At 71.5% G+C, this 13,914-nt stretch carries 9 protein-coding genes; 7 read left to right on the plus strand and 2 right to left on the minus strand.

The features are described from left to right. Positions 1-2: 2 nt before the first annotated feature. Genes L0P92_RS01340 through L0P92_RS01350 form a run of 3 tightly spaced genes read left to right on the plus strand, consistent with a single transcriptional unit; the run spans position 3 to position 4,928 of the window. Positions 3-2,924: an aldehyde dehydrogenase family protein gene (locus L0P92_RS01340; protein WP_234760502.1), complete on the plus strand. Its 2,922-nt coding sequence runs from the start codon at positions 3-5 to the stop codon at positions 2,922-2,924. Further along, positions 2,921-3,187, plus strand: a complete 267-nt coding sequence (locus L0P92_RS01345) for an acyl carrier protein (protein WP_234760503.1) — start codon at positions 2,921-2,923, stop codon at positions 3,185-3,187. Before L0P92_RS01340 ends, L0P92_RS01345 begins: the two co-directional genes overlap by 4 nt. After that, positions 3,180-4,928, plus strand: coding sequence for a fatty acyl-AMP ligase (locus tag L0P92_RS01350; protein ID WP_234760504.1), 1,749 nt, complete (start codon positions 3,180-3,182; stop codon positions 4,926-4,928). The genes L0P92_RS01345 and L0P92_RS01350 overlap by 8 nt, the downstream gene beginning before the upstream one ends. 4 nt (positions 4,929-4,932) lie before the next feature. Here L0P92_RS01350 and L0P92_RS01355 read toward each other — a convergent pair whose 3' ends face one another. Further along, a complete protein-coding gene (locus tag L0P92_RS01355; protein ID WP_234760505.1) occupies positions 4,933-5,853 on the minus strand; it encodes a LysR family transcriptional regulator in 921 nt (306 codons plus the stop codon). Between the two features lie 174 nt (positions 5,854-6,027). Here L0P92_RS01355 and L0P92_RS01360 point away from each other — a divergent pair, with 174 nt between their 5' ends. The 3 genes from L0P92_RS01360 to amaB are packed head-to-tail and all read left to right on the plus strand — an operon-like array spanning position 6,028 to position 10,198. After that, positions 6,028-7,200, plus strand: coding sequence for an NAD(P)/FAD-dependent oxidoreductase (locus tag L0P92_RS01360; protein ID WP_234760506.1), 1,173 nt, complete (start codon positions 6,028-6,030; stop codon positions 7,198-7,200). 45 nt (positions 7,201-7,245) lie between these two features. Beyond that, positions 7,246-8,652, plus strand: a complete 1,407-nt coding sequence (gene hglS / locus L0P92_RS01365; protein ID WP_234760507.1) for a 2-oxoadipate dioxygenase/decarboxylase — start codon at positions 7,246-7,248, stop codon at positions 8,650-8,652. Between the two features lie 16 nt (positions 8,653-8,668). Continuing rightward, positions 8,669-10,198, plus strand: a complete 1,530-nt coding sequence (amaB, locus tag L0P92_RS01370) for an L-piperidine-6-carboxylate dehydrogenase (protein WP_234760508.1) — start codon at positions 8,669-8,671, stop codon at positions 10,196-10,198. A gap of 40 nt (positions 10,199-10,238) precedes the next feature. On the opposite strand, the gene L0P92_RS01375 is transcribed toward amaB, so the two are convergent. Continuing rightward, positions 10,239-11,927 (minus strand): dolichyl-phosphate-mannose--protein mannosyltransferase, encoded by a 1,689-nt coding sequence (locus L0P92_RS01375; protein WP_234760509.1) that lies wholly within the window; start codon positions 11,925-11,927, stop codon positions 10,239-10,241. Positions 11,928-12,190: 263 nt separating this feature from the next. Between L0P92_RS01375 and L0P92_RS01380 the strand changes: the two genes are divergently transcribed. Further along, on the plus strand, positions 12,191-13,846 hold the full coding sequence (locus L0P92_RS01380) for a purine-cytosine permease family protein (RefSeq protein WP_234760510.1): 1,656 nt from the start codon (positions 12,191-12,193) through the stop codon (positions 13,844-13,846). Positions 13,847-13,914: the final 68 nt, after the last annotated feature.

The raw sequence follows: 13,914 nt of genomic DNA on the forward strand, positions 1-13,914 counted from the left end.
CCATGGTGACCTGTCAGGAACCCGACGGCCCGGCGACGGACCACGCCGACGGCCTGCTCAGCTTCGGCCCGCTCATCGGCGGCGCCACCGTCCCGGACGCCGGCGACTGGGTGTACGCGGTCCGTGCGAGCGCGCTGATCGACGATCCCGTCGGCGCCACCTGCTACCGCAACGCGCTGAACGCCGGGCGTATGAGCCCCGACGCCCACCCCGAGACGATCCTGGGCCGCTGTGCCCTGGCCGGAGGCGACCACCTCGACGCGGCGCTGCGTGCCGCACGGGACGCGGCCGCCGAGTGGGGCGGCAGTGCGCGGGACCGGCGCGCGCCCCTCGCCGAGGCGTTCCACTCCAGGCTGCGGGACCACGCGGACACTCTGACCGGGCTGCTGGTGGAGGAAGGGCATCCGGTGCGGCTGGCCCGCACCGAGGTCGCCGACCTCCTGACCTTCTTCGGCCCGGAGACCACCCGGTGGTGTCTGCGGCAGATGGAGACCCGGCACACCGCCGACGGCCGGTCGGTGTTGCTGCGCCGGGTCCCGGACGGCGTGGTGTGCGTACAGCCGCCGCAGAACACCCCGGCGCTGAGTGTGGGTGCGGCGTTCCAGTCCGTGCTGGCGGGCAACGCGCTGGTGGTGCGGCTGTCCCGGCACGCGCCGATCGCCGCCATGTACCTGCTGGAACGCATCGCCGTGCCCGCGCTCGCCGACGTCGGCGCCCCGCCCGGTGTGCTGTCGGCGCTGTGCACCGACCCCGCCCAGGCGTTGGACGCGTGGCTGGCCAGCCCGCTGGTGGACGACGTGCTGTACTTCGGCGACTCGATCCGCGGCGAACAGTTGGAGAGGGCGTGTCTCGCCGCGGGCAAGAAGCCGATCCTGGAACTCGGCGGCAACGACATGGTCGTGGTCTGGCGGGACGCGCCGCTCGACCAGGCGGTGGCGGCACTGATGGAGTCGTACCACGGCAGCGGCCAGATCTGCTGCGCGCCCAATGTCGCGCTGGTCCACCCGGAGATCGCCGACGAACTCACCGACCGGCTGACCGACCGGGTCCGGGCACTGCGGCCGGGCTTCCCGGACGATCCCGGGGTGGTGCTGGCCGCCACGCCCAACACCGCGGGGTACGACGCCACGCTCGCCGACGCCCGGCGCGCTGGCGCCCGGGTCCTGGCCGGCGGACGCCATCTGGACGTCAACGGCCACGAGAGCGACGTGGCCGTCTTCGCGGAGCCGGCGCTGGTGCGGGTCGACGGGCTCGGCCGGGCACGGGAGTTGCGCTCGGTGCGGTACGAGACGTTCTTCCCACTGCTCACCCTGGCCGTCCCCCACCCCGTCGGTGACGACGCCGAACTCCTCACCGAGATGGTGTCGTTCGTCGCCACCGGCACCTACGGTCTGCGCAACTCCCTGTGGACACGGTCCGATGAGGTCATCGACCGGTTCGTCCGCGACGTGCGCTCCTGCGGGCAGCTGCGGGTGAACGACTCGCACCTCGCGGGCGTCCCGTTCCTGTCCAACCACGGCGGGCCGGGTCTGAGCGGCGACCGGTTCGGCGAGCTCAACTACCCGATGCTGCGCACCAGCCGCCTCCAGGGCGTGTCCGTCGCCCGGTCGGCCCCACCCGCCGAGGCCGACCTCCCGTACGTCCCGGCGCAGCCGAGGCCGAGGGTCGAGGCCGTCCGGGAGTACCCGCCGGGCTGGCCGCCCGAGGAGCTGCCCGGTGGTCTGCCGGCCCCGTTCACCGAGGCGTTCCACCACGACCCGTACCCGACGCTGCACTGGCTGCGTGAGCACCGTCCGGTGAGCCGGGTGATCAGCCCGGACGGTCCGGGCTGGCTGCTGACCCGCTACGACGACGTCCGCGCCGCGCACACCGACCCGCGCGTGACCTGTGACAGCAAGCGCGTCCCGGCCGGGCTGATGTGGCTGCGGCACTGGCCGTCCGAGCTGCGGGAGCGGTTGTTCGTGCATCTGCTGGACAGCGACGACCCTCGCCACGGCGAACTACGGGCGATCATGCGGCCGTTCTTCACACCCGCCCGGCAGGAGCAGTGGCGTACCCGGGTGCAGCGCGTCGTCGAGGCTCGGATCGACCGGATCGTGGACCGGGGCAGCGGTGACCTCATGGCCTCCGTGGCCTACCCGCTGGGCGGCAACGTCCTGTTCTCCGTCCTCGGTGCCACCCCGCCCCAGATGAGCCATCTGCGGGCGATGATCTGGCGTACCGCCGAGTGGAACAACGACGTCCCTTATGTCGCGGCGCTCGCGCACGAGGTCGACGGGTTCGTCCGCGCGGCCGTCGCCGACAAGCGCCGCTCCCCGGGCGACGACCTGATCTCGCTGCTGGTCCGGGCCCGTGACCAGGACGGCCTGATCAGCGAGGACGAACTGCACGGCCAGGTGATGATGATGCTCGTGGCCGGCCAGGACCCCAGCATCAACAGCGTCGGCAACAGCCTGCACGCCCTGCTCGCCCACCCTGATCAGCTCGCCGCGCTGCGCGACGACCCCACCCTCATCGGGACGGGTCTGAACGAACTGCTCCGCTACGAGAGCCCGTTGCCGTTCACGAGCTGGCGGGGCACGCTCGAACCCATCGAGTTCGGCGAGGTGACCGTCCCGGCGGACGACTCCCTGTTCCTGTGCCTCGGCGCGGCCAACCGGGACCCCGCGCGCTTCCCCGACCCCGACCGTCTCGACCTGTACCGCACCGCGCCGGGCCATCTCGCCTTCGGCCACGGCGCCCACTACTGCCTGGGCGCCCATATCGGCCGTATGACCGCCGAGGCCGCCGTCACGACCGTGCTGCGCAGACTGCCCGGCCTGCGACCGTCCGGCCCACCGCGGTGGCGGCCCAGCATGTTCGAGCGCGGGCTCAGCGTCCTGCCCGTCGCCTGGGACGTCCCGCGGAGGGGGACCACCCGGTGAGCCGCTCCGAGATCCTGGCCGAACTGAAGGCGATGCTCGCCGAGTTCGGCGACGTCGACCCGCAACTGGTCGACGAGCAGACCGCGTTCATCGCGGACCTGGGCCTCGACTCGCTCGTCCTGGTGCGGATGACCGTCGTCGCCGAGGAGCGGTTCGGGGTGCGGATCCCCGACGAGGTCGCCTGGGAGCTGGACACGGTCGGTTCCGTGGTCTCGTACGTCGAGGAGTCCCTGTCCCGGCGGATCGGGGCCGGCGGTGAGTGAACTCGTCCGGTTTCTGCGCGAGAAGGTCTGGCTCCTCGGCGACACCCGTTGGTACGCGCGGGTGGACAGTGTGGGCGGCGAGCTCGTCGAGGTGGAGCGTCTCGGTTACGCCCAGCTCGACGCACGGGCCCGGGCGGTGGGAGCGTGGCTGGCCGGCCGTACGCCGCCCGGGGCGCGCGTCCTGCTGATGTACCCGGCGGGCCTGGAGTTCCTCACGGTGTTCCTGGGCTGTCTGTACGCCGGGCGGGTCGCCGTCCCGGCTCCGCTGCCGGACACCGACCGGCGGGCGCTGGAGCGTGCCGCGGGCATCATCCGGGACGCGGAGGTCGACCTGGTCCTGAGCGACGCCGCACACCGGCCCGCCCTCGCCGCCTGGCTGACCGGCCCGGACCCGGCGCCGCCCGCCGAGTGCGTGGCCACGGACAGCGCCGGACTGCCGGACCCGGGCACCTGGTCCCCGGCCGCGCTGGAGCCGTCGGCGACCGCCTACGTCCAGTACACCTCCGGGTCGACCAGCGAGCCGCGCGGTGTGGTCATCACCCACCGGAACCTGCTGCACAACCTGCTGTCGATCCGACAGACGCTCCTCCCCGAAGAGGTCCTGGACGAGTTCCGGCACGACCCGTCGCAGTGCGGCGCCGGATGGCTTCCGCACCACCACGACATGGGCCTGGTCGGCATGCTGCTCGGTCCGCTCGCGAGCTACGGCAATCTCGTCTTCTGCTCGCCGGTGACCTTCGTCGCCCACCCTCAGCTGTGGCTCCAGATGATCAGCCGCTACCGCGCCTTCTACACGTTCGCCCCGAATTTCGGATACGACTGGCTGCTGAGGAGTCTCAGGAACACCCGGCTCACCGACCTCGACCCGGACCTGGACCTCGCCTGCCTGCGCTTCGCGCTCAACGGCGCCGAGCCAATCCGCGCCGACGTCCTGAACGCCGTAGCGCGCCGACTCGCCCCCGTCGGCTTCAACGCGGACGTCTGGGCCCCGAGCTACGGCCTGGCAGAGGCGACCCTCATGGTCACCGGCACGACCTGCGGCAAGGGCCCGACCCTGGGCCGTTTCGACCGGGACGCGTTGGAGGCCGGCCGGGCCGTGCCCGCACCCGACGGCGTGGACCTCGTCGGCTGCGGCCGACCGGTCGGCGCCGACGTCCGCATCGTCGACCCCGACACCGCGCAGCCCCTCAAGGAGGGGCACGTCGGGGAGATCTGGGTGTCCGGCGACAGCGTGGCCGACGGCTACCTCGGTGACCCGCGGACGACCGCCGAGCACTTCGCCGCGACCACGGCCGACGGCGAGGGCCCCTTCCTGCGCACCGGTGACCTCGGCTTCCTCCAGGAGGGCGAACTCTTCGTCACCGGCCGCGCCAAGGACCTGATCATCGCCAACGGCCGCAACATCCATCCCCAGGACATCGAGAGGGTCAGCGAGTCGACCGACCCCGCCACGGGTCTCTGCGCCGCCTTCACCCTGTCCGACGCCTCGGGTCGGGAACACATCGTCCTGGTCCAGGAGGTCCGCCCGCTCCACCTCGACGGCCGTACCCCCGCCTCCCTCGCCGACCTCGTCAGACGGCGTCTGGCCCACGAACTGCGCCTCGCCGTCCAGGTCGTGGTCGTCGGTCCGATGAGCGTGCCCCGGACCACGAGCGGCAAGATCCAGCGCTCCCGGACCCGGGACGCACTCCGCGCGGGCCGTCTCAGTCCCCTGCACTGCGACCTCGCCCTTCGCCACTAGACACTCACGCGTCGTCGGCTCCCGGCGGCGGCCGGTCCGCGCAGGCTCGTAGGACGTCGACCAGGGCGGCCACCGTCGGCCGGTCCTCGGCGAAGGAGCGGAAGACGACCACGATGTGACGCTCCATCGTCTCCGTCAGCTCCAGCACGTCGAGGCGGGAGGGGCGCAGTCGCAGCATCAGGTCCGTCACGACACTGACGCCGACGCCGGACTCGACCAGGGCGAGGGTGGCGGCCGTGTCGGTCACCTCGTGGAGGACCTGTGGTTCGAAGCCGGCCCGGCGGCAGGCGGTGAGCACGGCACGGCCGTAGTAGCTGCCGACGGACGGGAGGATCCAGCCGTGTTCGCCGGCGGCTGCGAGGGAGACGCGCCATCGGCCGGGCATCGTCCCCGCGGGGACCGCGAGCGAGAAGCGCTCCCGGAACAGCTCCCGCACACGCAGCGACGGATCGCGCGGGATGGGCACGTCCGGGTAGTCGAGGCCGAGCGCCAGGTCGACGCTCCCGCCGACGACCGCGTCGTACACCTCGTCCACGTCCATGTCCCGGCTGCGCACGGTCACACCCGGGTGCACTTCGCGGATCCGCCGCAGGGCGGGCGGCAGGATCTCGGCGGCGGCGGTCGCGAAGAGCCCGATCCGCAGCGTCCCGGAGATCTCGTTGCGGGTGCGCTCCAGCGCTTCGACGGCCTCGGCCTCCGTGGTGAGGATGCGCCCGGCGTGCAGGGCCAGCGTCGCCCCGGCGTCGGTGAGTTCGACCCGGCGCCCGACCCTGCGCAGCAGCTGCATGCCGGTGGCCTTCTCCAGCGCCGCGATCTGCTGGGAGACACCGCCGGGCGTGTATCCGAGGGCCTCGGCGACGGCCGTGATGGTGCCGCGCCGGGTCAGTTCCACCAGGGCACGCAGCTGCGCGCTCGTCCAGTCCATGCAGGAACCCTAAAAGGTCTGCCGTAGTAACTGTTGATGGACGTCAATGTTTGGGGTGCTGCACGATGACGCACAGATAGCTGATCGGGGTCCATCTGTATCTCTGTATCTCTGTGTCTCTGTATCTCTGCGCCTTCGCACCTCCGTACCGACAGCCCGCAAGGGAGTGGTCCGTTGTCCTCTTCCCTCTTCCGTGCCGTGCCGTCCCGCGCCGATGTCGTGATCATCGGTGGTGGTGTGATGGGTGCGAGCATCGCGTTCCACCTGGCCGAGGCGGGGGTGTGCGACATCGTCGTCGTCGAGCGCGGTGACCTCGGCTGCGGCAGTTCGGGCAAGCCGATCGGGGGCGTGCGTGCCCAGTTCTCCGACCCGCTCAACATCGAGTTGGGCAGTCGCAGCCTCCGTGCCTTCGGTGACTTCCCGCGCCGGCCGGGCGCCGGCATCGGGCTCGACACCGTCGGCTACCTCTTTCTGCTCGACGACGAAGAGCAGGTGACCGCCTTCGAGGCCGCCGTCGTCCTCCAGAACAGCATGGGTGTGCCGAGCCGTGTGATCGGCGCCGACGAGGCCGAGCACCTGTGTCCCTACATCAGCACCGAAGGCCTGGTGGCCGCCGTCCACTCCCCCGCCGACGGACACGCCCGCCCCGCCCTCGTTGTCCAGGGATACGCCCGAGCGGCCGCGCGGGCCGGCGTCACCTTCGCCACCCACACCGCCGTCACCGGCCTCGACACCGCCGGGGAACGTGTCACCGGCGTGCACACCAGCCACGGACACATCGCGTGCGGCACCGTCATCTGTGCGGCGGGCGCCTGGTCGGCGCGGATCGGTGCCATGGCCGGCGTCGACCTCCCCGTGCGGCCGGTGCGACGGCAACTGGCGTTCACCGAGCCGCTCACGCCGCCCGCGCCGCGCATCCCGTTCACCATCGACTTCTCGTCGAGCGCCTACTTCCACAACAGCGACGACGGGCTGCTGTTCGGGCTGGCCGACCCCGGCCAGGAGGACGGCTTCGACACCACGTGGACCCCGCAGTGGCTGGAGCTGTTCCGCGCCGCGGCCCGCCGCCGCGCCCCGGCGCTGGCCGACATGCGGACGGCCGGCGGCTGGGCGGGCCTGTACGAGGTCACGCCGGACCACAACGCCCTGATCGGCCGCTCGACCGCACTGCCCAACTTCCTTTACGCGACCGGGTTCTCCGGCCACGGTTTCCTCCAGGCGCCCGCGGTCGGCGAGATCGTACGCGACCTCTGCCTGGGCCGTGAGCCGTTCACCGACATCACCCCGCTCAGCGCCGACCGGTTCCGCCACGGCGCCGAGTTCCGCCCCGAAGCCCACGTGGTGTGACCCCCGTGGTGACACCGGTTGTGACTCCCGTGGAAAGGCCGACGCATGTCAACGATCAGTCAGTGGCGGCTGCGGGCCGCGTTCGCGGAGCGGCTGTCGCGGATGTACGGGCAGGAGGTGCCCGCGTACACCACGCTGGTGGACGTCTCGCGTGAGGTCAACGAGGACGTCCTGCGGGAGCGGGGCGCCGATGCCGAACGCCTGGGGTCCATCGGTCGGGTGACGGCCGAGCGGCACGGGGCCATCCGGGTCGGGACACCGACGGAACTGGAGCAGGTCGCCCGGGTCTTCGGCGCCCTCGGCATGCGCCCGGTCGGCTTCTACGACCTGCGGGAGGCCGCCGCGAGCGCGGTGCCCGTGGTCTCCACCGCCTTCCGCCCGGTCGACGGCGAGGAACTGGCCCGCAATCCCTTCCGGGTGTTCACCTCCATGCTCACCCCGGCCGACCCGCGCTTCTTCGACGCCGATCTGCGCACACGTCTGGAGGCCTTCCTAACCACCCGTGAGTTGTTCCCGCCGGAGCTGCTGGCCCTGGCCGACCGGGCCGAGGCCGACCGTGAACTGCCTGCGAACGACGCCGAGCGGTTCCTGCAACTGGCCGTCGGTGCCTTCGAGTTGTCGAGCGAGCCGGTCGACAAGGCGTGGTACGGCACCCTGGAGCGGATCTCCGCCGTCGCCGCGGACATCGGCGGTGTCCGCAGCACCCACGTCAACCATCTCACCCCGCGCGTCCTGGACATCGACGAGCTGTACCGCCGGATGACCGAGCGCGGCATCGAGATGATCGACACCATCCAGGGCCCGCCGGCCTGGAAGGGCCCCGACGTCCTGCTGCGGCAGACCTCCTTCCGGGCGCTGGCCGAGCCGCGCTCGATGCGTCTCGCGGACGGCAGCGTGGAACGCGGTGCCCTGCGGGTGCGCTTCGGCGAGGTCGAGGCCCGCGGCATCGCCCTCACCCGCCAGGGCCGTGCCCTCTACGACCAACTTCTCGGCCGTGTCGACGAGCAGGCGGCCGGCCGCCCCGCCGAGGCGCGCGGGGACATCGCGCGCACGGTGTGGGAGCGGCACATTCCGGGCAGCGAGGAGGAACTCGACGCGGCGGGACTGGCGTACTTCACCTACCGGCTCGTGGACGACCGGCCCCGCGACGGGAGCGGGCCGCCCGCCACCGTCGGCGAACTGGTCCGGCAGGGCTGGGTACGGGCCGAGCCCGTCGTGTACGAGGACTTCCTGCCCCGCTCCGCCGCCGGGATCTTCCAGTCCAACCTCAGCGGCGAGGGCACCCGCGACAACGACCAGGAAGGCACCGCCTACGACGCCGCCCGGCTGTCCGGCGCCATCGGCCGCGAGGTGCTCGACCCGTTCGCGCTCTACGCGGCGCAGCGCGACGCCTCCCTCGCGGCGGTGGGCGAGCGGCTCGGCCTCACCTCCCTCACCGCCCCCACCCCGTGACCCGACAAGGAGCATCATGACCCGCACCGTCCTGCCCACGACCGACGAACTGCGCGCCCGCGCCCGCACGGCCCTGGACCGCATCGGAGCCGTCGTCCCCGAGGGCGACGGCCTCCAGGCCCGTACGCCCCTCACCGGCGAGGACCTGTTCGGGCTGCCTGCCGCCACCGGAGCCGAGGCCGACGAGGCGATCACGGCCAGTCGCGCCGCCTTCCTGGCCTGGCGCACCACGCCCGCCCCGCGCCGTGGCGAACTCGTGCGCCGCCTCGGCGAGTTGCTGCGCGAGCACAAGGGCGACCTCGCCGACCTCGTCACCATCGAGGCGGGCAAGATCCGCTCCGAGGCGCTCGGCGAGATCCAGGAGATGATCGACATCTGCGAGTTCGCGGTCGGCCTGTCCCGTCAGCTCTACGGCCGTACGATCGCCTCCGAACGCCCCGGCCACCGTCTCGCCGAGACCTGGCACCCCCTCGGTGTGGTCGGCGTCATCTCGGCGTTCAACTTCCCCGCCGCCGTGTGGTCGTGGAACACGGCCGTCGCCCTGGTCTGCGGTGACACCGTGGTCTGGAAGCCCTCCGAGCTCACCCCGCTGATCTCCCTGGCCTGCGACCACCTGCTGGCCCGGGCCGCCGACGAGGTCGGAGCGCCGCGCGACGTGCACCGCCTCCTGCTCGGTGACCGCGCGGTGGGCGAGAAGCTGGTCGACGATCCCCGCGTCGCCCTGGTCAGCGCCACCGGTTCGACCCGCATGGGCCGCGAGGTCGGCCCCCGGGTCGCCGCCCGCTTCGGCCGCAGCCTGCTCGAACTCGGCGGCAACAACGCCGCGATCGTCGCCCCGTCCGCCGATCTGGACCTCGCCGTCCAGGGCATCGTCTTCGCGGCCGCGGGCACGGCGGGGCAGCGCTGCACCACCCTGCGCCGGCTCATCGTGCACCGCGACATCGCCGACACGCTCGTCGAGCGCCTGACCGCCGCCTACGGCAAACTCCCCATCGGCAGCCCGTTCGACGAGACGACCCTGGTCGGCCCGCTCATCTCCGCCAAGGCCCTCGACACCATGCGGGCCGCGGTCTCCCGCGTCCAGGCCGAGGGCGGCAAGGTCCTCGCGGGCGGCAACCGGCGACTGGCCGAGGCCGCGCCCCGCGCCGCCTACGTCGAGCCTGTCCTGGTCCGCGTCGACGAACAGACCGACCTCGTACGGGAGGAGACCTTCGCGCCCATCCTGTACGTCCTCACCTACGGCACCCTGGAAGAGGCCATCGCCCTGCACAACGACGTCCCCCAGGGCCTGTCCTCCAGCATCTTCACCCGCGACCAGCAGGAAGCCGAGATCTTCCTCTCCGCCACCGGCTCCGACTGCGGCATCGCCAACGTCAACATCGGCACCTCGGGCGCCGAGATCGGCGGCGCGTTCGGCGGCGAGAAGGACACCGGCGGCGGCCGCGAGTCCGGCTCGGACGCCTGGAAGGCCTATATGCGCTCGGCCACCAACACCGTCAACTACTCCGGCGAACTCGCCCTCGCCCAGGGGGTCAGCTTCCTCTGACCGAGCCGGCGGATGATCGAGCCCACGGACGCGCTCCGGCTCATATCCAGGTGTCGAACCACATCCGGGCGTGCCAGTCAGCGTACGGGATCGTCCGCCCGGTGTAGACCGGGAAGAGGTAGATGAAGTTCCAGGCGATCAGCAGCACGAGCGCGCCCGCCGGCACGGCACCCCACATGCGGCGTTTCTCGCTCGCCCCGCGCGGCCCCAGCAGCGCGCCGAGCGTCATCGCCACGGCGAGGCACAGGTACGGCACGAAGACGACGGCGTAGAAGGAGAAGACCGTACGGTCCTGGTACAGGAACCAGGGCAGATAGCCGGCGCCCACCGCGCACAGGACGGCGCCGGCCCGCCAGTCGCGGCGCAGTGCCCAGCGGTAGAGCAGATACAGCAGCGCGCCGCACGCCGACCACCACAGCAGCGGTGTGCCCAGCGCGAGGATCGCCTGTGAGCAGTCGGCGGTCGTGCCGCAGCCGTGCCGCCCGGCCGACACCGACTCGTAGTCGAACAGCACGGGACGGCCGAGAACCAGCCAACTCCAGGGATTCGACTCGTACTTGTGGAAGGAGTGCAGCCCGACGTTGAACTGGTAGACCCCGTACTCGTAGTGCCACAGGCTGCGCAGCGGCGCCGGGATCCACGACCAGGTGCCGCCGCGGCCGTCCGCCCAGTGCCGCGCGTAGCCGTTGTCGGACCGGAACCAGCCGGTCCACGTCATCAGATACGTCACCACGGCCACCGGCACGACCGACAGCACCGACCAGCCGAGGTCCTTGCGGAGAACGGCGAGATACGGGCGCCGCGCCCCCGCCACGCGACGGGAGCCGACGTCCCAGAGCAGGGTCAGGACCATGAAGAAGGCGAGGAAGTACAGGCCGTTCCACTTGGTCGCGGCGGCGAGTCCCAGGAAGAGGCCGGCGGCGAGGCGCCAGGGACGTACGCCTGTCCCGGCGCGGTCGCCGGTGTGCGCGTCCGGGCGGGCTCGGCCGTCCTCGCCGACGGGCAGCGCCGCCGCGAGGCGGGCTCGCGCGTGGTCGCGGTCGATCAGCAGGGATCCGAACGCCGCCAGCACGAAGAACATCACGACGAGGTCGAGCAGAGCCGTACGGCTCATCACGTAGTGCAGTCCGTCCACCGCCAGCAGCGCGCCGGCCAGGCAGCCCAGCGCCGTCGAGCGGAACAGGCGGCGGCCGATCCGGCAGAGCATCAGCACGGACAGCGTGCCGAGGACGGCTGTCATGAAGCGCCAGCCGAACGGGGTGAGGCCGAACCCCCACTCGCCGAGTGCCATCACCCACTTCCCCATCGGCGGGTGCGCGACGAAGGCACCGGTGTCGGAGAGCGGGATCACCTGGGGGTCCGCGAGTATCTGCGGGTCGGCGACCTTGCGGTCGGGCCAGGTGCCCTCGTAGCCCAACTTCAGCAGGGACCAGGCGTCCTTGGCGTAGTAGGTCTCGTCGAAGACGAGGCTCCGAGGGCTGCCGAGGTGCCAGAAGCGAAGTGCCCCGGCCAGGACGGCGACGAGTACGGGGCCGAGCCAACTCGCCGCCCGTGCGGCCCGATGCGTCCGCGCGGGCTCGGGGAAGGGCGGAACCAGACGTTCGCGGGTGTCGGTGCGGGGGCCTGCGGCGTACCCGAACAGGCGTAGCCGGTCCCGCCAGTTGTCGGCTGCCGTGGTCGCGGGGGTGCCGTCGAGGAGGCGGGCACCCGACACGCTGCTACTCGTCATCGGACGACCTTAGTGGGACGGCCTGGACGGGACGGAGGTGAGGTCAGGGAAACATCCCGTTCACAGCACTCGGCCCCCCTGGAAACAACCGCTTTCTAACGTGGCGGCCCGTGGGATCGGAGTCGGATCGGAGTCGTATACAGGCCCTTCTGACGGCTCATGACGACCCGTCGACTCCCCCGTCCTGCCGACGACGCCAAGCGGGGCTCCCACGCATCGCATCCCCCCCACCACCCGAACCGAGCGCCACCGGGAGGCGTGACATGAGCACCACAGAGTCACGGTCGGCTGCGGCAGACCCCACACCATCCGCCGACCAGGCGGTCAAGGAGACTCTGGAGGACTACACCCTCCGTTTCGCGCCGCGCAGTTACCGCCGCTGGACCCCGATGGTGGTGGCGACGACCGCGCTCGGCGGCATCGCCTACATGGCCGACTTCTCCATCGGCGCCGGTATCGGCCTGGCCCACGGCACCGGCAACGCGCTGCTCGCGATAGCCGTGGCGGCCGTCGTCATCTTCGTGACCGGCTTCCCGCTGGCCTACTACGGGGCCCGCTACAACATCGACCTGGACCTCATCACCCGCGGCTCCGGCTTCGGCTACTTCGGTTCGGTCCTCACCAGTGTCATCTTCGCCAGCTTCACCTTCATCTTCTTCGCCCTCGAAGGCTCGATCATGGCCCAGGGCCTGAAGCTGGGCCTCGGACTGCCGCTGTGGCTGGGCTATCTGGTGTCCACGCTCATGGTGATCCCGCTGGTGATCTACGGCATGAAGGCGCTGAGCAAGCTCCAGGTGTGGACGACGCCGATCTGGCTGCTGCTGATGGTCGGCCCGCTGGTCTACCTGGTCGCCACCGACCCCGGCACCGTCGACCGCTTCCTCGCCTACGCCGGAACCGACGGTGAGGGCGGCGTCAACACCGCGGCCGTACTGCTCGGCGCGGGCGTGTGTCTGTCCCTGATCGCGCAGATCGGCGAGCAGATCGACTATCTGCGCTTCATGCCGCCCAAGACCGAGGCGAACAAGCGCGCCTGGTGGACGGCCGTGGTCATGGCGGGGCCCGGCTGGGTGGTGCTGGGCGCGCTGAAGCAGGCCATCGGCGTGTTCCTCGCGGTCTACATCCTGGCCGAGGTCGGCCCCGCCGCTGCTCCCGAGCCGATCCAGCAGTTCAAGCACGCCTTCGACGCGATGCTGCCGTCCTGGGTCGTGGTCCCGCTGGCCGTCGCCCTGGTCGTGATCAGCCAGATCAAGATCAACGTGACGAACGCCTACTCCGGCTCCCTGGCCTGGACGAACTCCTTCACCCGGGTCACCGGACGCTACCCGGGCCGCATGATCTTCGTCCTGGTCAACCTGGCCTTCGCGCTCGCGCTGATGGAGGCCGACATGTTCAGCTTCCTCAACAGCATCCTCGGCTTCTACTCGAACTGCGCCATCGCCTGGGTCGTCACGGTCGCCACCGACATCGGCGTCAACAAGTACCTGCTGAAGCTCTCCCCGCTCCAGCCCGAGTTCCGCCGCGGCATGCTCTACGCCGTCAACCCGGTCGGCGTCGTCGCCTTCGTCGCCGCGTCCGGCCTCTCCATCGCCATGTACTTCCACGCACTCGGCGACACCCTCCAGCCGTACTCCCCCGTCGCCGCCGCTGTCATCGCCTTCGTCCTGACCCCGCTGATGGCGATCGTCACCAAGGGCAGGTACTACCTGCGCCGCACCGAGGACGGCATCGCCGAGCCGCTCCTGGACGCCGACGGCAACCCCAGCGCGGTCACCTACGACTGCCACGTCTGCCGGCAGCGGTTCGAGCGCCCCGACGTGGCCGCCTGCCAGACGCACGACGCCGTCGTCTGCTCGCTGTGCCTGAGCACGGACAACGTCGGCGACCACGTGCTGCCGGCCGCGCCCGCCGTCACCTGACGGCACCTCACCCCGAGGACAGCAGCGAAGGGCTCCCGCAAGCAGATGCCTACGGGAGCCCTTCGCCG

The sequence above is a fragment of the Streptomyces muensis genome (genome assembly GCF_021474425.1).
Classification (GTDB): Bacteria; Actinomycetota; Actinomycetes; order Streptomycetales; family Streptomycetaceae; genus Streptomyces; species Streptomyces muensis.

Bases quoted from the DNA above. Each gene is read 5' to 3' on its own strand.
- L0P92_RS01340 (WP_234760502.1), top strand. From the start codon at position 3: ATGGTGACCTGTCAGGAACCCGACGGCCCGGCGACGGACCACGCCGAC.
- amaB (WP_234760508.1), top strand. From the start codon at position 8,669: ATGACCCGCACCGTCCTGCCCACGACCGACGAACTGCGCGCCCGCGCC.
- L0P92_RS01380 (WP_234760510.1), top strand. From the start codon at position 12,191: ATGAGCACCACAGAGTCACGGTCGGCTGCGGCAGACCCCACACCATCC.
- L0P92_RS01355 (WP_234760505.1), bottom strand. From the start codon at position 5,853: ATGGACTGGACGAGCGCGCAGCTGCGTGCCCTGGTGGAACTGACCCGG.
- hglS (WP_234760507.1), top strand. From the start codon at position 7,246: ATGTCAACGATCAGTCAGTGGCGGCTGCGGGCCGCGTTCGCGGAGCGG.
- L0P92_RS01375 (WP_234760509.1), bottom strand. From the start codon at position 11,927: ATGACGAGTAGCAGCGTGTCGGGTGCCCGCCTCCTCGACGGCACCCCC.